Source organism: Streptomyces sp. NPDC050528, assembly GCF_044457795.1.
In the GTDB taxonomy this organism is placed as follows: Bacteria; Actinomycetota; Actinomycetes; order Streptomycetales; family Streptomycetaceae; genus Streptomyces.
In genome coordinates this window covers 219470-237459 of the sequence record NZ_JBITHH010000005.1, presented here as the reverse complement: position 1 = coordinate 237459, position 17990 = coordinate 219470, and the positions used below count along the sequence as shown (strand labels likewise).

The window sequence follows — 17990 nt, the reverse complement described above, 5'->3', positions numbered from 1 at the left end:
TGGCATGACTGAAGTCGCAACGGCGCGTCGCAGTCGCATCACGCCCGAGCGTGAGGCCGAGTTGTACGCGGCCGTGCTCGACCTGCTCCGGGAGGTCGGCTACGACGCCCTCACCATGGACGCCGTGGCGACCCGCACCAAGTCCAGCAAGGCGACCCTCTACCGCCAGTGGGGCGGCAAGGCCGAGCTGGTGGCCAAGGCCGTGCGGCACAGTAAGCCGGGACGGACCACCGATGTCGACACCGGGTCACTCCGGGGCGACATGCACGCCATGGTGGCCCGCGAGGACGACTGCCGGATGGAGCAGAACTCCGCGCTGATGCGGGGTCTGGCCATGGCGACGCACAACGACCCGGAGCTGCTCCAGGCGTTCCGCGAACTGCTCGTGGAGCCGGAGATGGAAGAGTTCCAGCGCGTGACGCAGCGCGCCATCGACCGGGGTGAGGTCCGTGCGGACTGTCCCGCGCTGGAGTTCGTGGTGCACATGATGATCGGCGCCTTCGCCACCCGCACGGTGATCGAGGACCTGCCGCCGACCCGGGACTACCTGACCTCGTACATCGACGCCGTCGTGCTCCCCGCACTCGGCGTACCCGTCACCACCTGACTCACCCACAGCACGCCCACCTGACGTAACCGCTCACGTCGTCGGGCAGATCAACCGTGTCCCCAACCGGTCGATCACCCCTGCCCCGAAGAACCCCACGACCTGACCGGGAGTACGCCCTCGTGGCCACGTTCCTCTACAAAGTCGGCCGGCTCGCCTTCAGGCGACGGCACTACGTCGCCCTTCTATGGATAGCGCTGCTGACCCTCGCGGGAGTCGGTGCGGCCAGCGCGCCCGCGGCCGGCGCCTCCTCTTTCTCCGTACCGGGAACCGAGGCCCAGAAGGCCTTCGACCTTCTGGAACAGCGCTTCCCCGGGATGAGCGCCGACGGCGCCACCGCCCGGGTCGTCTTCAAGGCCCCGGCCGGCGAGAAGCTCGACTCCGGCGCGAACAAGGCCACCGTCGAGAAGACCGTCAAGGACCTCGGCGACGGTTCCGAGGTCGTCTCGGTCGCCGATCCTTTCAAGGGCAAGGCCGTCAGCAAGGACGGCACGATCGCCTACGCCTCCGTGAAGTACAAGGTCTCCGGCATGGAGCTGAAGGACGCGTCGAAGGACGCCCTGAAGGAGACCGCGCAGCAGGCACGGGCCTCCGGACTCACGGTCGAGGTCGGCGGTGACGCACTCACCGCGACGCCCGAGACGGGCTCCACGGAGATCATCGGCATCGCGATAGCCGCCGTGGTCCTGGTCATCACCTTCGGCTCACTCCTCGCGGCCGGATTCCCGCTGCTCACGGCCCTGATCGGCGTAGGCATCGGTGTCTCGACGATCACGGCACTGGCGAGCGCCCTCGACCTGGGCACCACCACCTCCACCCTCGCGATGATGATCGGCCTCGCGGTCGGCATCGACTACGCCCTGTTCATCGTCTCCCGCTACCGGGCGGAGCTGGCGGAGGGCCGCGAGCGCGAGGAGGCGGCCGGACGAGCGGTCGGTACGGCGGGTTCGGCGGTGGTCTTCGCGGGCCTGACGGTCGTGATCGCCCTGGTCGGCCTGGCGGTCGTCAACATCCCGATGCTGACGAAGATGGGCGTGGCCGCGGCCGGCACGGTCGCGATAGCGGTCCTCATCGCACTCACCATGATCCCGGCGCTGCTGGGCTACGCCGGCAAGAAGATCAAGCCGACCGGCCAGAAGAGCAAGCTCCTGGGCGGCGGACGCGCCAAGTCCGCCGAGAAGTCGGCCCGCCCGAACATGGGCACCCGCTGGGCGAGCTTCGTCGTACGACGCCCGCTGGCGGTGCTGCTGCTCGGCGTGATCGGACTCGGCGCGGCGGCGATCCCCGCGGCCTCCCTCGAACTGGGCCTGCCCGACGACGGTTCGCAGCCCACGTCCACGACCCAGCGCAGGGCGTACGACCTCCTGTCCGAGGGCTTCGGCCCCGGCTTCAACGGCCCGCTGATGGTCGTGGTCGACGCGAAGGACAGCAAGACCCCGAAGGCCGACGTCACCACGGTGACCGACAAGATCAAGGCCCTCAAGGACGTCACCACGGTCACCCCGGCGACCTTCAACAAGGACGGCGACACCGCGACGATCACCGTCGTCCCGGACTCCAAGCCGTCGTCCGTCACGACCGAGGACCTGGTCCACGGCATCCGTGACGCGGGCGCGGAGGTGAAGGCGGACACGGACTCGTCGGTTCTGGTCACGGGCACGACGGCGATGAACATCGACGTCTCGCAGAAACTGAACGACGCGCTGATCCCGTACCTGATCCTGGTGGTGGGCCTGGCGTTCCTGCTCCTGATCGTGGTCTTCCGCTCGATCCTGGTCCCGCTGAAGGCGGCCCTCGGCTTCCTTCTGTCGGTCATGGCAGCACTGGGCGCGGTGGTGGCGGTCTTCCAGTGGGGCTGGCTGTCGGGCCTGATGGGCGTGGAGGAAACCGGCCCGGTCATGTCGATGATGCCGATCTTCATGGTCGGCGTGGTCTTCGGACTGGCCATGGACTACGAGGTGTTCCTCGTGACCCGCATGCGCGAGGCCCACGTCCACGGCGAGAAGCCGAGCCAGGCGATCGTCACGGGCTTCCGGCACAGCGCGAGGGTGGTGACCGCGGCGGCCGTCATCATGATCGCGGTGTTCTCCGGCTTCATCAGCTCCAGCGAATCCATGATCAAGATGATCGGCTTCGGCCTCGCGATCGCCGTCTTCTTCGACGCGTTCGTGGTCCGCATGGCGATCGTCCCGGCGGTACTGGCGCTGCTCGGCCAGCGGGCATGGTGGCTGCCGAAGTGGCTGAACCGGATCCTGCCGAACGTGGACGTCGAGGGCGAGGGCCTGCGCAAGCTGGACTCGAAGGACTCGGACCCCGACGAGGACCGCGAGCTGGTACGCGCCTGACCTCCAGCTACGGCTTCTAGGTAGGCCTTCTAGCTACGGCTTCTAGCTACGGCTTCTGGCTACGGCTCAAGTGGACCCCGGCCCGTTCATTCGGCGCCGGGGTCTTCCCGTCACTCACCCGGTGTGCAGCACCCGAAAACGACCGGGTTCCGCCGGATCCCGGTCAACAACCTGAACCGGCGCCCAGACCCACTGCCACACGCCGATCCCCGGCCCCCGGGAGAACGAGATCGCCCCGCGCGTACCTTCGACGGCGACGCGCGACCAGGACACGGCGGTACCGGAACGCAACACATCGGCAAGCACGACAACGGCGTCGTACCCCTCAAAGGCAACGAACGAGGGCGCGCCACCCAACCGCTCCCGCAACCCAGCCTCGACACGCACCCCAAGCGCCCCGAGCCGATCAGGCAGATACCGCAGAAACGGAACCGAGGCGCCGTCCTCTCCCAACACCCCACCCCACTCGGCGAATTCGGGCTGCCCGGCAGGAGCCCCGACCAACATCTCCCGGAGCCGCGGATCCCGCCGAACGCACCGGACGATCGACACGGCCGGCTCCGGATACCCGACGAGAAGAAGCAGAGCCGTAGCGCGACTGTCCACGAGTCCCTGGCACAAGGCCTCCGGACTGAGCGCCCGCATGTCGAACTCGACGACCGAACCACCGTGCGGGACAAGGCAGTTACGCAGAATCTCCGCCCCGGAGGCCCAGTACACGCTCGGTTCGGCAGCGACGGCGACCCGACGATGCCCGGCACCGAGCAGAAAGTCCGCGTAGACCCGCCACCCATGGGACTGAGCCGGAGCAATCCGAGCAACCCACTCCGAAGGCCCCTCGGTCAGCGAGTCGATAACAGCCGACGAACACAGAAACGGCACCCCAAGAGCATCCGCCCTGGCAGCAACAGCCCGAGCGACAACGCTGTGATACTCCCCGACCAGCGCGACCACCCCCAGACCGGCCAATTCGTCTACGGCCGCGACGGCCCTCTTGGGATCGGCGGCAGTGTCCCGAACCACCAGCTCAAGAGGGACCCCGGCGATCCCACCCCCCTCATTGACCTCCCGAACCCCCAACTCCAGCCCGGCGAGCAGGTGTTGCCCCGCCTCCACCCACCCGGGCCGACTCAGCGGAACGAGCACGCCGATCCGAACGGTCGGTGATGAAACGGTGGGCGGTGGCGTACTCATGATGGTGCGTCTCCCGTACGACGATTCCGGCGCGGCTTCCCTTGATCGCAGGGTACGAGGGGCACGACCGGTGCGAGCTTGACCTCCGCCCACACCGTCTTCCTCGGATACGGCCCCCGAGCCACACCCCACCGGTCCGCGAACGCCTCCACCAGCAGCAACCCCCGCCCCGACTCGGCACTGGGCTCTTCGAGTTGGACCCGGGGGAGTCGATCGCCGCGCGTGTCCGACACCTCGATACGGAGGGTCCCGGCGACGACGTACAGGGTCAGCCGGAAGTCCCGTCCGGTTACGCGTCCGTGGGTCGATGCGTTGGCTGCGAGCTCGGCGACGATCTGGGTTGCGCGGTCCAACGGGACGTTCCAGGCGCGGAGTTGCTCTGTGGCGAGAAGGCGGGCGAGGCGGGCGCCGCGAGGGGTGGGGGACAGGAGGACGGTGAAGTTGGGTGGGGCGGCGATTTCTTGATTCATGTCACTCAGCGTGGCCGGTTTTGCTTCCCTGGGTGAGTGATGGCGCTGGTGCGTAGCGTGACTGTCCTGGCTTTGTCCCGCGCTGTCTCGGCTGTCTCGTCGGTTGTACGGGTACGGAAGCGCGATGGAGGTGGGGCATGAACGAGGTTGAGGACGAGGCCGGTTGGGATGTCGAACCGGGGGACGAGATCGAGCCGTTGGTACAGGCGGTCGGTCGGATGCTCAGGGTCTTCCGGGAGCTGGCGGGGCTACGGGTGTCCGACGTGGCAGTCGCCATGGGTTACGGCGAGGACATGATCCGGAAGATAGAGCGGGGGGTGCGGATTCCCAGGCCGGAGTTCTTGGACCGGGTGGATCCGTTCGTGAGCGCGGGCGGCCATCTGAGGGCGTACATGGAGGACATGCAGAAGGCTCAGTACCCCAAGAAGGTACGGGAGCTGAAGGAGATGGAGGACCGGGCCGTTGAGGTACTGGTCTACAACAACCACAACCTGCACGGCTTGTTGCAGACGCCGGAGTACGCGCGAGCGCTGTTCGGGATGGTGCTGCCCCCGTACACCACGGATGAGCTGGAGCGAGGAATCGCCGCACGTATGGCGAGGAAGGCGATCTTCCAGCGGGAGCCGGCGCCGATGCTCATGTTCATCCAGGAACAGGTGACGCTGGAACGTCCCTACGGAGGCAGGGCTGTGTTGCGTCGACAGCTCCAACACCTGCTGGAGGTGGGACAGTTGCGGAATGTCTCGCTGCAGATCATGCCCACCGACAGCGAGGAGCACGGCGGGGTGCACGGCATGATTCAGGTGATGAAGTTCGCTGATGGCTCGGCTGTGGGGCGTTCCGACGGCGCGTTCAATGGGCGCCCGGTCTCAAACCCCAAGGATCTTCGTATCCTAGAAATGCGGCATGGGATGATCCGGTCGCAGGCTCTCACGCCCAGGGAGTCGCTGGCCTTCATCGAGCAAGCGCTGGGGAGACTATGAACACGCCAGAACTCCACTGGTTCAAGAGCAGCTACAGCGACAGCGGCGATATCAACGACTGCGTCGAGGTGGCCGTAGCCCCCGCCGTGATCCATGTCCGGGACTCCAAGTGCACCGGAGTCGGAGTTGGAGACGCTCATCTCACCGTGGGGATGGCGACCTGGGCGGACTTCCTCACCCACATCTCGGCCGCTCGCTAACCTCCCGGGGTATGACCACTCTGTCCGAACGTCCCAACACCGCTTTGCTGTTGATCGACGTGCAGGTCGGCGTCGTTGCCGATGCGTACGCGCGTGACGAGGTCGTCGCCAACATCGCCGGACTCGTCGACAGGGCCCGCAAGGAATCCGTGCCGGTCGTCTGGATCCAGCACTCCGACGAGAACGTGCCCCAGGGAAGCGATGCCTGGCAGTACGTCCCCGAACTCACCCGCCTCGACCCGGAACCCCTCGTCCCCAAGAGCTACCCCGACTCCTTCGAGGGCACGTCCTTGGAACAGGTACTGGCCGAGGCCGGGGTCGGACGCCTGGTGGTGACTGGCGCATCCACCGACGCGTGCGTCCGCTCCACGATCCACGGCGCCTTCGTACGCGGCTACGACGTGACACTCGTCAGCGATGCCCACACCACGTCGGACTTGAGCCGTTGGGGTGCGCCGCCGCCGGAGCAGGTCATCGCCCACACGAATCTGTACTGGAAGTACCACGAGGCGCCAGGTCGTACGGCTGCTGTAGCTCAGGCAAAAGAAGTCACCTGGGCGTAGGGCCACTCGCTTCTTGGCCAGTGTCGGGCTTCCACGGCCCGAGTAAAGGGCGCTTCGCTGCGCTACGCGTCGCCTTCGGCGATGGCCCTGCGGGCCACCCTTGACTAGGGCCGCTCCAGCCCGTTTGAGAAGCGAGCGAGCGGCCCGGAAGGACGGGTGGCCAGGTGCGTATGCCCATACCTGTACTGCCTTGCTGGCCGGTGTTGAGGGGCGCGTTCGCGTCTCGGCGGCACGCCGCCTCGGCTCAGCGGCCAGCGGCGGGTGGGTGGTTGCGGGAAGCTGTAGGTAAAACTAACCACTCTCACACCCTTTAACTGGTTAGAAAAGACCCCAGCCTCCAGCCTCCAGAGGTGGCAGGGCTGGGGGTGAGCGTCGGGGATGGGGGTGGGGATGGGGGTGGGGGTGGGGATGGGTGGGGCTGGGAAGTGTGACACTTCCGCTTGGACTGTCACACTTCCGCGGACCGGGTGTCCCGGGAGGGCCCGACCGGCAGACCAGAGCCGCCACCCACCACCCACCTGCCCACCCACTCACCGTTGGCCGCTGAGCCGGCCCGGCGTGCTGGCGGGACGGCGGCGCGCCACCTCGCCCCCGGCCCCCGCCCTCTCCCGAAGCCGGGGGCTTTTCTAACCAGTGATGGCACATCACAGTGGTTAGTTTTGCCGACAGCTTCCCGCAACCACCCACCTGCCCACCCACCCACGGTTGGCCGCTGAGCCGAGGCGGCGTGCTGGCGAGACGCGGACGCGCCCCCTCGCACCGGCCGGCGACCCAGTTCAGGCAAGGGTGTTCATGGCTGGGCCACCCATCCCTCGGGGCCGCCCGCTCGCTTCTGAAACGGGATTGCGGGAGGTGAGTCAAGGGTGGAGCGCAGCGGAATCGGCGCAGCCGACGCGACCGCAGGGAGCGCCCTTTACTCGGCTCCCGCAATCCCGACACTGGACAAGAAGCGGGCGGTCCGACGGTCGGAACTCGGTCGCAGGCCCAGTACACCCACCGCTACCGTGCCCACATGAGCATGAACAACACCGAAGACGACAACACCGGCGCCAACCCCCGATTCGCCGACGCACTAAGGGAGTTGGGGCTCGCGGACCTCCTCGGTCGTATCCGGCGCTTCCCGGACGCCACCCGCACCGCAGCCGAGGCCGCCGCAGCGATCGGGTGCGAGTTGAGCGAGATCTGCAAGTCCCTGATCTTCGCGGCCGACGGGGTTCCCGTGCTCGTGCTCATGGACGGGGCGTCCCGCGTGGATGTCGAGCTCGTTCGGCGGGAGCTCGGGGTCGAGAAGGTCACGCGGGCCAAGGTGGACGTCGTACGGGAGACGACCGGGTATGCCATCGGGGGCGTGCCGCCCTTTGGACACCGTACGAAGACACGGGTGTTGGCCGATCGGTCCTTGCTCGCGCACAGCGTTGTGTGGGCCGCCGCCGGCAATCCGCATGCCGTGTTCCCCATGGAGCCCAAGGAACTTGTCGCCTACGCCGGTGCCACCCTGGTGGATGTGCGCGAGCAGACCTCCTGACACCGCTGTTCGTCGCCCTGCGCGAGTCGTCGAATGCCCCTTTGTCTTCCGTCGAATCGGCGCGAGCGGGATGATGACGGCCATGGGGGAATGGAGAACCGGAACACGGAACGTTAGCGCGGTCTATGTGGTTCTTGCGCTGGGTGGGATGGGAGGTGCGCTGTGGTTCGCCCATCACTTTCAGCTCGGAGCAGCTGCCACTGCGGCCTCGCTGTTACCCACATTGGCTCCGTTGTTCATGTCCTGGGTGACCTTCCGTACGGGCGCGGAACGCCAGGCCGAGCTGCCTCTGGATCAGATCGCGGAGCATTTGGCTCAGGCCGTGCAAAGTCAGTGGGAGGCTGAGGCCCGGGTACGGCGCGTCAATGACCCCTACCCCATGGCGGTGGGGTGGAGAGCGGCCCCGGAGGATCTGGTCGAAGAATGGTCGCTGTTGCGGACCACTGCCGCCGATTGGCCCGGCGGGCCCCGTACTGCCCCTGGTGAATGGGCGGCCTCTCCTGAGCAATTGGAGGGGACCGGGGCCGAAATCACGCTCACATTCGCAGAAAAGGTGCCCACGAATCGGCTGTTGGTGCTGGGGGAGCCTGGGGCAGGCAAGACGGTTCTTCTTTTGCGCCTCTTGTTGGGGCTGCTTCAGAGGCGTATGGCGAGCACCGCGACTGATGCCGTCGCGGCCGTTCCTGTTTTGTTTCCGTTGGCGACTTGGAATCCCACGAGGCAGGACCTCTATGCCTGGATGTCTCAGCGACTGGCGGCCGACTATCCCAACCTGGCCGAATCGGCCCCTGCGCGATTCGGGAAGATCGATCGTGCTCGTGCGCTGCTGGACAACCGGCTGATTCTCCCTGTCCTGGACGGTTTCGACGAGATCGCCTCTCCTCTCCGGAGCGCCGCTCTCAGCGCGATCAATGAAGCGCTTCCGTTCGGGCATCCGGTCGTGCTCTCAAGCCGTGTTGGTGAATACCGCAATGTGGTGCGTCCCCGTTCCGGGTTTCCGGTCAGGCTGGCGGGAGCGGCGGGAATCGAACTACGTCCACTAGAGGTTGCCGATGCCTTGGCATACCTGCGGCGTGACGCGGGTGGGAGCGGTTATGCCGCAGACCGCTGGGAGCAGGTCGCTGATCGGTTGGATACCGAGACACCGGTCGGCGCGGCGTTGCGCACCCCGCTCATGCTGTTCCTGGCGCGCACCATATACAACCCCCGCGCCGGCGAGAGCCACGAGGATCTGCCTTACCCCGGAGAGCTGTGCGACACTTCCCGGTTCCCCACGCGCGCCGCCGTCGAAACGCATCTGTTCTCCGCGTTCATTCCGGCCGCCTACCGATCCCATCCACGCCATCCCAGCCGGTGGAGCCCGCAACAGGCTCAGATGACTTTTGTCTTTCTGGCGCGCCATCTTTACCTGGCCTTCAACGGCACACCCGATCTGTCCTGGTGGCAGCTGCCGCGCGCTACCCGGCGCAGTATTCCAGTCTTGGTCACTCAGGGCATATGCCTCTTCTTCGGCACGCTTTTCGCTGCCTTCTCCCTTGCCTTCGTGGTCTGGGCACGGGCCAATATTCTCGTCATGATCCTGGCCCCACTGGTGGGTGCCGTTCTCGGAGTCTTTCTCGGGTTCCTCCTTGCGATGCCGGGCTGGTTGGCCTTCGACACGGAATTGCGTCGCCCCACGTCCGGGCTGCGGTGGGCGCCGAACTGGCTCTGGTTGGTCACAGGGGCGGCCGCGGCTCTTTTCCTGATGACGGTTGCTCACTGGTCGTTTCCTCTGGCCGGAATGGTGGGACTGTCCATCTTCATCACCTTCGGGCTGGGGACCAGAGCCGCTGACACCGCCTTGGAGGTTGGCCCCATGACGCTCTGGTCGCGAGACCGGCGCACCTTCTGGGCCCTCACGCTGGCGGTCACCGCTACGGCGAGTCTTGGTATCTGGGTACCGGTAGTCGTGAATGGTGGCTTTGTGGTCGGTCAGATCATTGCTTTGGCATTCGCACTGTGGATCGGCTTGACCGTCGCCTTCACGAAGACCGCCTGGGGGGCATTCGCGTCGGTCCAGTATCACCTTGCCCTCCGTCGCAGCCTTCCCCGCAACCTCATGGCGTTCTTGGCCGATGCTCACCAGTACCGGGGCGTACTGCGCCAAGTGGGAGCGGTCTACCAATTTCGGCACATAGACCTGCAACGTCACCTCGCCAGTACTTCGGATGGCGATTGAGTGATGCTGCGGGCGGGTTGACGGGGCCCGCGCAGACTGTCCTTTTACCCGGCTTGCCGTCGGTTTGACGATCCGTTCCCCGGGCGTTCAGTCAACTGCCTGTGTCCGGGATGTGTGTTGTCCCTAGGGTCCCTGAGGATTAAGAAAGAGAAGGGGCCTCATGGACACACTCCACGCGGTCCGGGCCGGCGGGATCACCCGGTGCTTCGGCGAGGTCGTGGCACTCGACAGCGTCGATCTGGATGTGACACAGGGTCAGATCCACGGACTGGTCGGACCGAACGGCGCCGGGAAGACGACGCTGCTCGGGCTGTTGCTGGGGCTGGCCGTCGCCGATCGCGGCCGGCTGGAGATCCTGGGCACGCCGGTGGAGCGTGCGCTCGCCGTGCCGGACGGCGTCGCGGGGTTCGTGGACGCGCCCGGTCTGTATCCGTCGCTCACCGCCCGGCAGAACCTCGTCGCGCTGGCGGGACTCCGGGGCGAGGACGCGCGGACCGCGGGGATCGACGACGTGCTCGACCAGGTCGGGCTCACCGATGTCGCCGACGACAAGGCCCGCGGCTTCTCCCTCGGCATGCGGCAGCGGCTCGGGCTCGCCGCCGCCCTGCTCACCCGGCCCCGGCTGCTCGTGCTCGACGAACCCGCCAACGGCCTTGATCCGGCCGGAAAGAGACACGTGCACCGCGTTCTCAACCGGCTCGCCGCGGAGGGCACGAGCGTGGTGCTCTCCAGTCATCACATGGACGACCTGGAGGCGTTGTGCGCCGAGGTCACCATCCTCGACACCGGACGCGTGGTGTTCTCCGGGCCGCTGAGCAAGCTCGCCGCCGAGAACCGTGAACTCGACTACCGGCTGCGGACCTCCGACCCGGACGCCGCCCGCCGGCAGGCCGACCGTACGGCCGGGATACGGGTCCTCGACGGCGTTCAGCAGGACGTCGAGGTCCTCGTCGTGCGCGCCCTGGTGCCCGCTCTCGATGAACTCGTCGCCGGGTTGGTGCGGTCAGGGGTCGCGGTGCGTGAACTCGCCCCTGTCGTATCGCCACTTGAGGCCGCGTTCCTCGCCCTCACCGAGCGCCGGGAGGGCGCGGGATGACTGCCACCGCCATACGGCCCGCCGCCGTCACCCGGCATGTTCCGGTCGCGCGCGCCTACCGCTTCGAACTGGTCAAGCTCGTCTCGCAGTGGCGGATCCGGCTGCTGGTGCTCGCGTGTTGGGTCGCGCCCGCGCTCTTCGTCGCGGGAGTGAGCCAGCAGAGCACGCTGCCCTCCGACACGCTCTTCGGGCGCTGGATGCTCGCCACGGGGTGGGCCGGGCCGCTGGTGGTGCTGGGGTTCGCGGGCACCTGGGCGCTGCCGCTGCTGACCTCGGTCGTCGCCGGTGACGTGTTCGCCGCCGAGGACCGGCTCGGCACCTGGCGGCATCTGCTGGTGGCGGTCCGCTCGCCCCGGCGGATCTTCGCGGCGAAGGCCCTCGCCAGTCTCACCGTCATCCTGATGCTGGTGGCCGGGTTGGTCGGTTCCAGCGTGGTGGGCGGGCTACTGACTGTAGGGAACCGGCAGTTGGTCGGTCTCGACGGTCATCTGCTGGCGCCGGGGGACGCCGCCGGCCGGGTGCTGCTCGCGTGGCTCTGCGCGCTCGCCCCCACCCTGGCCCTCGCCGCGATCGGACTCCTCGGGTCGGTCGCGCTGGGGCGGTCCCCGATGGGGCTGCTGCTGCCTCCGCTGGTCGCGCTCGCGATGCAGGTCGCCCAGATGCTGCCGCTGCCGGTGGCCGTCCGCCTCGCCCTGCCCGGCTACGCCTTCATCTCCTGGAACGGCCTGTTCACCAGCCCGGCCCAGCTCGCCCCGCTCCTCATCGGCGTCGCGGTCAGCCTGGTGTGGGCTGCCCTGGCGACCGCACTGGCCTATCTCCTGTTCGTACGGCGGGACTTCACCAACCCGGCCTACGACGGATCCGGGCGCCGCGCGCTCACCGTAGGCCTGCTGCCGCTCGCCGCGCTGACCGCCCTCACCGTCGGAGTGGTCGCCGTGGCCACCCCCTCGACCGGTTCCGGGATCGAGCAGGACAAGGTCCAGCGGTCCCTCGCCACCGCCTTCGCCCACCTCTACCGGATGCAGACCGGCCAGCTCCACCGCCCCGCCGTCACCGAGGCGCAGTTGCGGACCTCGGCGGCCTGCACCAAGAGCGACGGGCAGGCCGCCCAGGAGGGACCCGGCAACGACTGGCGCTGCGTGGTGAGTTGGCACCTCCCCGGTGTCGCGGTCACCGGGACGGCGATCTACCAGCTCGACATCGGTCCGGACGGACGGTACGTGGCCGACGGCGATGGGCCGAAGGAAGTCAACGGCTACTTCCTGGTGCGGAGTTCGACCGGGGACACCCCGAATCCGTTGTGGCAGTTCGACGGCAATGTCGACCTGCTCGACACCACCTCGAAGGGACAGGTCCATGCAGGTAACGCGGCAACGCCGGGTCAGTGAGAAGGAGCAGGTCAACCTCTTCGGCAGACGCGTCGGCCGCCGTGCCGTGCTGGTGACGGCCGGTATCGCCGTCGCCCTCGGTGTCACGGGCACCGCGGTCGCCTCGACATACCGGTTCGGCACCGAGCAGGTCGGCCAGACCACCGCCAACGGCCAGGTCATCTCCAGCGACCAGTACATCAAGCCGTACGGCAGCCGTACCGTCGTCAACGACGGCAAGATCATGTCGTCGACGGTCAGCCCGGACGGCACCCACCTCGCGGCCTCGGTCACCGACGGCGATGCCTCCCTGATCGTCATGGACCTCGCGACCGGGCAGGTCAAGCAGAAGATCGGCACCAACGCGGCGGACGACCTGCGCATCACCAGCGCGGCCGTGGGCCAGGAAGGCCCGACCTACTCGCCCGACGGCAAGCAGTTGTGGCTCGGACAGGCGAACGGCTACACGAAGTTCACGGTCGCCGCCGACGGCACCCTCTCCGCCCCAACCGCCGTACCGATAGCGGCCGATGGCACCAAGCAGGCCCTCGTCGGCGCGGCCGTGTTCTCGGCGGACGGCTCCACCGTGTACTCCGCGGTCAACGGCCAGAACAAGGTCGTCGCCATCGACACGGCGACCGGAACCATCAAGCAGAGCTGGGCAGTTGGCAACGCCCCGCGTGGAATCGCCCTGGTCGGCGGCACGTTGTACGTCAGCAACGAGGGCGGCCGCCCGGCGAAGCCCGGCGACACCACCATCAACTCCTACGGTACCGATGTCGTCGCCAACCCGAAGACCGGCGCCAGCACCACCGGCACGGTCAGCGTCATCGACACGGCGGACCCGGCAGCCGCCGTAGGAACCATCGACGTAGGACTGCACCCGACCGCCGTGTACGCGAAGAACGGCGCGGTGTTCGTCACCAACACCGCCGACAACAGCGTCTCGGTCATCGACACCCGCAAGGGCAAGGTCGTGCAGACCATCGGCACCCAGCCGTGGCCCGAGGCGTCGGTCGGCTACGAGCCCAACGCGGTGACCCTCACGGGTGACGGCCGACTGCTCGTCACGCTCGGCCGGGCCAACGCGGTGGCCGTCTACCGCTACACCTCCCCGCAGCAGCCCGCCCGCTACGTCGGCCTGCTCCCCACGGACTACTTCCCCTCGGAGATCACCACCGTCGGCAAGCAGGTCGTCGTCTCCAACACCCGCGGTGTGGACGCCCTCCGCCCCGACGCCGCCGGCCACAACACCCACGACACGACGTCGAGCCTCACGCAGTTCACGCTGCCGAGCGACCTCACCATCCGGTCGCAGACCGCCAAGGTCTTCAGGCAGAACGGCTGGACGCCCGGCTCCGTCACCACGGCCAGGGCCAAGAGCCACGCGAAGGCCGTTCCGGTCCCCGCGCGCATCGGCGACCCCTCGACGATCAAACACGTCTTCCTGCTCGTCAAGGAGAACCGCACCTACGACCAGGTCTACGGCGACCTCCCGCAGGGCAACGGGGATGCCGCGCTCACCCAGTTCGGCGAGAACGTGACGCCCAACCAGCACGCCCTGGCCGAGCAGTTCGGGCTCTACGACAACTTCTACGACATCGGCACCAACTCCGCCGAGGGCCACAACTGGCTGATGCAGTCGGACAACCCGGAGTACACCGAGTCCTCGGCCGGCGAGTACACGCGCAGCTACGACACCGAGAACGACGTGCTGGGCCACCAGAAGTCCGGCTTCATCTGGACCGGCGCGCAGGCGGCCGGGAAGAGCGTCAAGGACTTCGGCGAGTTCCAGTCCCTGGAGACCAAGCCGGCCGGCGCCAACTGGCAGAACCTGTACTGCGACAGCAAGAACATGGCCGCGACGGGGGCCCAGACCGCGTACCCGATCAAGACGGGCTCTGCGATCCCCTCCCTCAACGACGTGTCGGTGCAGGGCTTCCCGCTGTTCGACCTCGACGTCCCGGACATCTACAAAGAGCAGATCTGGAAGCAGGACTTCGAGAAGAACGGCCCGGCGAACCTGAACATGTTCTGGTTCTCCAACGACCACACCGGCGGCCCGGCCAACGCCGCCGCCGAGGTCGCCGACAACGACCTCGCCGTCGGCCGGATGGTCGACGAGATCACCCACAGCACGTACTGGAAGGACTCGGCGATCTTCGTCGTCGAGGACGACTCCCAGGCCGGCCTCGACCACGTCGACGGCCACCGCGCCCCGGTCCAGGTCATCAGCCCGTACGCCGAGCACGGCACGGTCGACAGCCACTACTACTCGCAGATCACCATGGTGCGGACCGTCGAGCAGATCCTCGGGATCCACCCGATGAACCAGCTCGACAGCGCGGCCACCCCGATGTACGGGGCGTTCACGAGCAAGGCCGACGACACACCGTTCACGGCGGTGCCCAACCGCACCTCGCTGACCCTTGGCGTGAACCCCCAGCCGTCCTGCGGCTCGGACACCCCGGCGGCCCAGGACACCAGGGCGGCGGCAGCGCCGACGTCCGTCGCGGTGCCGCAGGCCGAGCAGAAGCTCGCCGCCCAGTGGAAGACCTGGGCCTCGCACCAGCGGCTGACCGGCCCGAACGCCGTGCCCGACTACGCCAACCCCACCCAGATGAACCGCTACACCTGGTACCAGACCCACAACTGGACCAAGCCGTACCCCGGCGACAAGAAGGTCTACGCGCCGAACGACGTGCCCGGCGCCTACCTCCCGTCGTCGGAGTCCGACGGCTGACGGGGCACGACCCCGGACAGGTCGTGGGCGCGGACGCTGTTGCGGTCCGTGGCCGAGCGGCCCAGCGCGTGGTGCGGCCACAGCCCGCCCGCCACGCGCCGGGCCCGCTCGCCCCACTCGCGCGCCTCGGCGGCACCGGCCTTGTAGTGGTTGAGGGCGTAGCCGCCGGAGTGGATCCGCAGCAGGGAGAAGCCGCCGGGGTAGTCCTTGGCGGCGGTGACCTCCTGCTGGACGACGTGCGGGGCCCGGTTCAGGACGGTCCGCTTGTTGCGGTGGGTGTGGCCCGCGTGGTGCAGGAAGACGCCCGGCGCCGAGACGTACGCGTCGACGATCGCGCGGGCCTGCTTCCGGTCGAGGCTCTGGCCCCGCGTCACCGGGAACACGGAGTCCCGTACCGTCAGCGGATGGTGGCCGAAGACGAGCGTCGGCCGGTCCGGGTCTTCCCTCAACTGCGCCTGGAACCACGACAGTTGCTCGGCGCCCAGCCCGCCCGCGTCGCCGCCGTTGCCCGCCTTGTGGTAGGTGTCGAGGCCGAGGACGCGCAGCCCGCCGAGGTCGTGGGCGAAGTAGCCGGGGGTGCCGGTGCTGGTGAACGTGTCGCCGAAGGGGTCGGCCCAGTGGACCGGTGGGCGGTCGTGGTTGCCGCGTACGACGAGGTAGTCCCGGCCGAGCGTCCCGAAGCCGTCCAGGATGCGCCGCGCCGTGGCCACGTCCCGGGGCCCGCCGCCAGCCGAGAGGTCCCCGGCGGCCAGCAGCACGTCCGCACCGCGCCGCCGGGCCTCCTCGACCAGGGCCCGGCTCATGATCTCCGGGTAGGCCGCGAGACCCGCCGCCTGCGATATCCCGCGCATGCCGGGGACCCCGGAGACCAGCCCCGCGGTGGTCTCGCCGAGGTGCAGGTCGTTGCAGAGGGCGATCGACAACAGGTGTCTGCCGGGCGGGGGTTGGGGCGTGGTGAAGGAGTACGTCCCGGTCCGCGTGCCCCCGAAACCGTGCCGTGAGGTGCCGACCGCGTTGCCGCGTACGTGGTGCAGCGGGGTCGGCAGGGCGGGGACACCCCGCGAACGCGCCCGGTAGTAGTACGTCTGTCCCGGTTCCAGACCGGTCAGCTCCACCTGGTGGTGCGCGGTGGGCCGGTCCTCGGCGGCGGTGCGGTTGAGGTGGCCCGGGTGGGTGCCGTAGACGACCTCGCCCTCCGTGACCGCGGGGAGCATGTGGCCGAGGCCGTCGTCGGTGCCCGGGATCCCGGTGTGCCAGGTGACGATGGCGCGGTCCTCGGTGAGCGTGACCAGCTCCAGGTGGACGGCGGCCAGCGAGCGGCCCCGGCCGCGCGGGGGAGCGGCCCGCAGCAGGGCGGGGACGAGGAGGGCGCCGGAGCGCAGGACGTCGTAGGGCGTGGGGAGGGCGGCGAGGGTCGCGAAGGGAGCGGAGAGGCAGCAGCGCATGTCTGTCCTCCTGCCCGTCGGCCGTGAACGGCAGCGGTGGTGGTGGCTGCCGTGGTCGTACCAGTGTGCTACATGAGGGAGGCGCGCACGGCCCGCACCAGTGCCTGGGCCCTCGGGTCCGCCGTCACGCTCTTGCGGAAGCCGTTCGTGACATAGCCGAACGCGATGCCCGACTCCGGGTCGGCGAAGCCCAGCGCGCCGCCCCGGCCCGGGTGGCCGAAGGACCCCTCCGAGAGGAGCGGGGACGCGCTGCCGTGCAGCATGTAGCCCAGGCCGAAACGGGTGGTGATCACGAGGGTGCGGTCCGGGCCCGACGAGCGTTCCGCGCGCGCCAGCTGCACCGTCTCCGGCGTGAACAGCCGTACCCCGCCGTCCACTTCGCCGATCAGCGACGCGTAGAAACGCGCCAGTCCGTCCGCCGTCGCGATGCCGTTCGACGCGGGGAGTACGGCCGCCCGGTACGCCGGGTCGTTCTCGTCCGGCATCGGCGTGATCGCCCCGAACGCGCGCCGGGTGAGGGAGTCCGGGTTCGCGTACGCCTCGGAGACCGAGCGCTTGGGGCGGGTGCGGAGGACGCCTGTGTCCGATGTCACGGCCTCCAGCTGCGCGACCCGGCCCACGCGCCCTGCCTCGCTCTCCGGAAGGCCCACCCACAGGTCCGCCCCGACCGGCCCCGCGATCTCGTCCGCGATCCACGCGCCGATCGACCGGCCCGTCACCCGCCGCACCAGCTCACCGGTCAGCCAGCTGTACGTCTGCGCGTGATACCCGTGGTCCGCGCCCGGCTCCCACACCGGCGCCTGCGCCGCCATCGCCGTAGCACTCAGCACGGGATCGGCGGCCTGCTCCGGGGTCAGCGGGCGGTCCAGCACCGGCACGCCCGCGCGGTGCGCGAGCAGATGCCAGACGAGCGTGTGCTCCTTGCCGGCCGCCTTGTACTCCGGCCAGTACTCGCCGACCGGAGCATCCAGGTCCAGCTCCCCGCGCTGCGCCAGCAGCAGGAGTACGGCGGCTGCCACGCCCTTCGTCGCCGAGCGGACGATCTGGGCCGTGTCCTGCTCCCAGGGAGCGGTGCCGTCCACGTCCTTCGTGCCTGCCCAGAGGTTCACGACCCGGTGCCCGTGCCGGTACACCGTCACGGCCGCGCCCCGGTCGCCGCGCGCCTCGAAGTTCGCCTCGAACGCGTCCCTGACCGGCTCGAAGCCCTCGGCCACCACGCCGTTCACGTCCACGT

At 68.6% G+C, this 17990-nt stretch carries 14 protein-coding genes; 10 read left to right on the top strand and 4 right to left on the bottom strand.

Going from position 1 to position 17990, the window contains the following annotated elements; all coding sequences use genetic code 11:
- Positions 1-4 precede the first annotated feature (4 nt).
- Together ACIBK4_RS19305 and ACIBK4_RS19300 are read left to right on the top strand one after the other, a co-directional pair.
- Entirely contained in the window at positions 5-607 is a 603-nt protein-coding gene (locus ACIBK4_RS19305) for a TetR/AcrR family transcriptional regulator (RefSeq protein ID WP_398995963.1), read from the top strand.
- A gap of 122 nt (positions 608-729) precedes the next feature.
- On the top strand, positions 730-2952 hold the full coding sequence (locus tag ACIBK4_RS19300) for an MMPL family transporter (protein WP_398995962.1): 2223 nt from the start codon (positions 730-732) through the stop codon (positions 2950-2952).
- Between the two features lie 114 nt (positions 2953-3066).
- Here the strand turns inward: ACIBK4_RS19300 and ACIBK4_RS19295 are convergent, their stop codons facing one another.
- Positions 3067-4146 (bottom strand): ABC transporter substrate-binding protein, encoded by a 1080-nt coding sequence (locus tag ACIBK4_RS19295; protein WP_398995961.1) that lies wholly within the window; start codon positions 4144-4146, stop codon positions 3067-3069.
- Positions 4143-4616, bottom strand: a complete 474-nt coding sequence (locus ACIBK4_RS19290) for an ATP-binding protein (RefSeq protein ID WP_398995960.1) — start codon at positions 4614-4616, stop codon at positions 4143-4145. Before ACIBK4_RS19290 ends, ACIBK4_RS19295 begins: the two co-directional genes overlap by 4 nt.
- A 137-nt stretch (positions 4617-4753) precedes the next feature.
- Between ACIBK4_RS19290 and ACIBK4_RS19285 the strand changes: the two genes are divergently transcribed.
- The 8 genes from ACIBK4_RS19285 to ACIBK4_RS19250 all read left to right on the top strand — a co-directional run bounded on the left by ACIBK4_RS19285 (position 4754) and on the right by ACIBK4_RS19250 (position 15311).
- Positions 4754-5599, top strand: a complete 846-nt coding sequence (locus ACIBK4_RS19285; protein WP_398995959.1) for a helix-turn-helix domain-containing protein — start codon at positions 4754-4756, stop codon at positions 5597-5599.
- Positions 5596-5799 (top strand): DUF397 domain-containing protein, encoded by a 204-nt coding sequence (locus tag ACIBK4_RS19280; protein WP_398995958.1) that lies wholly within the window; start codon positions 5596-5598, stop codon positions 5797-5799. The genes ACIBK4_RS19285 and ACIBK4_RS19280 overlap by 4 nt, the downstream gene beginning before the upstream one ends.
- Before the next feature lie 11 nt (positions 5800-5810).
- Positions 5811-6362, top strand: a complete 552-nt coding sequence (locus ACIBK4_RS19275; protein ID WP_398995957.1) for a cysteine hydrolase family protein — start codon at positions 5811-5813, stop codon at positions 6360-6362.
- Positions 6363-7374: 1012 nt separating this feature from the next.
- Positions 7375-7887, top strand: coding sequence for a YbaK/EbsC family protein (locus tag ACIBK4_RS19270; protein ID WP_398995956.1), 513 nt, complete (start codon positions 7375-7377; stop codon positions 7885-7887).
- A gap of 82 nt (positions 7888-7969) precedes the next feature.
- Complete coding sequence (locus ACIBK4_RS19265; protein ID WP_398995955.1) at positions 7970-10105, top strand: NACHT domain-containing protein; 2136 nt, start codon at positions 7970-7972, stop codon at positions 10103-10105.
- A 160-nt stretch (positions 10106-10265) separates the two neighbouring features.
- A complete protein-coding gene (locus tag ACIBK4_RS19260) occupies positions 10266-11201 on the top strand; it encodes an ABC transporter ATP-binding protein (protein ID WP_398995954.1) in 936 nt (311 codons plus the stop codon).
- Positions 11198-12589: an ABC transporter permease gene (locus ACIBK4_RS19255; protein WP_398995953.1), complete on the top strand. Its 1392-nt coding sequence runs from the start codon at positions 11198-11200 to the stop codon at positions 12587-12589. The genes ACIBK4_RS19260 and ACIBK4_RS19255 overlap by 4 nt, the downstream gene beginning before the upstream one ends.
- A complete protein-coding gene (locus ACIBK4_RS19250; RefSeq protein ID WP_398995952.1) occupies positions 12558-15311 on the top strand; it encodes an alkaline phosphatase family protein in 2754 nt (917 codons plus the stop codon). Before ACIBK4_RS19255 ends, ACIBK4_RS19250 begins: the two co-directional genes overlap by 32 nt.
- On the opposite strand, the gene ACIBK4_RS19245 is transcribed toward ACIBK4_RS19250, so the two are convergent.
- Positions 15281-16756 carry a metallophosphoesterase gene (locus tag ACIBK4_RS19245; protein ID WP_398995951.1) on the bottom strand — a complete coding sequence of 492 codons (1476 nt, stop codon included), beginning with the start codon at positions 16754-16756 and terminating at the stop codon, positions 15281-15283. The genes ACIBK4_RS19250 and ACIBK4_RS19245 overlap by 31 nt on opposite strands.
- Before the next feature lie 68 nt (positions 16757-16824).
- Positions 16825-17988 carry a serine hydrolase domain-containing protein gene (locus tag ACIBK4_RS19240; RefSeq protein WP_398995950.1) on the bottom strand — a complete coding sequence of 388 codons (1164 nt, stop codon included), beginning with the start codon at positions 17986-17988 and terminating at the stop codon, positions 16825-16827.
- Between the last annotated feature and the right edge of the window lie 2 nt (positions 17989-17990).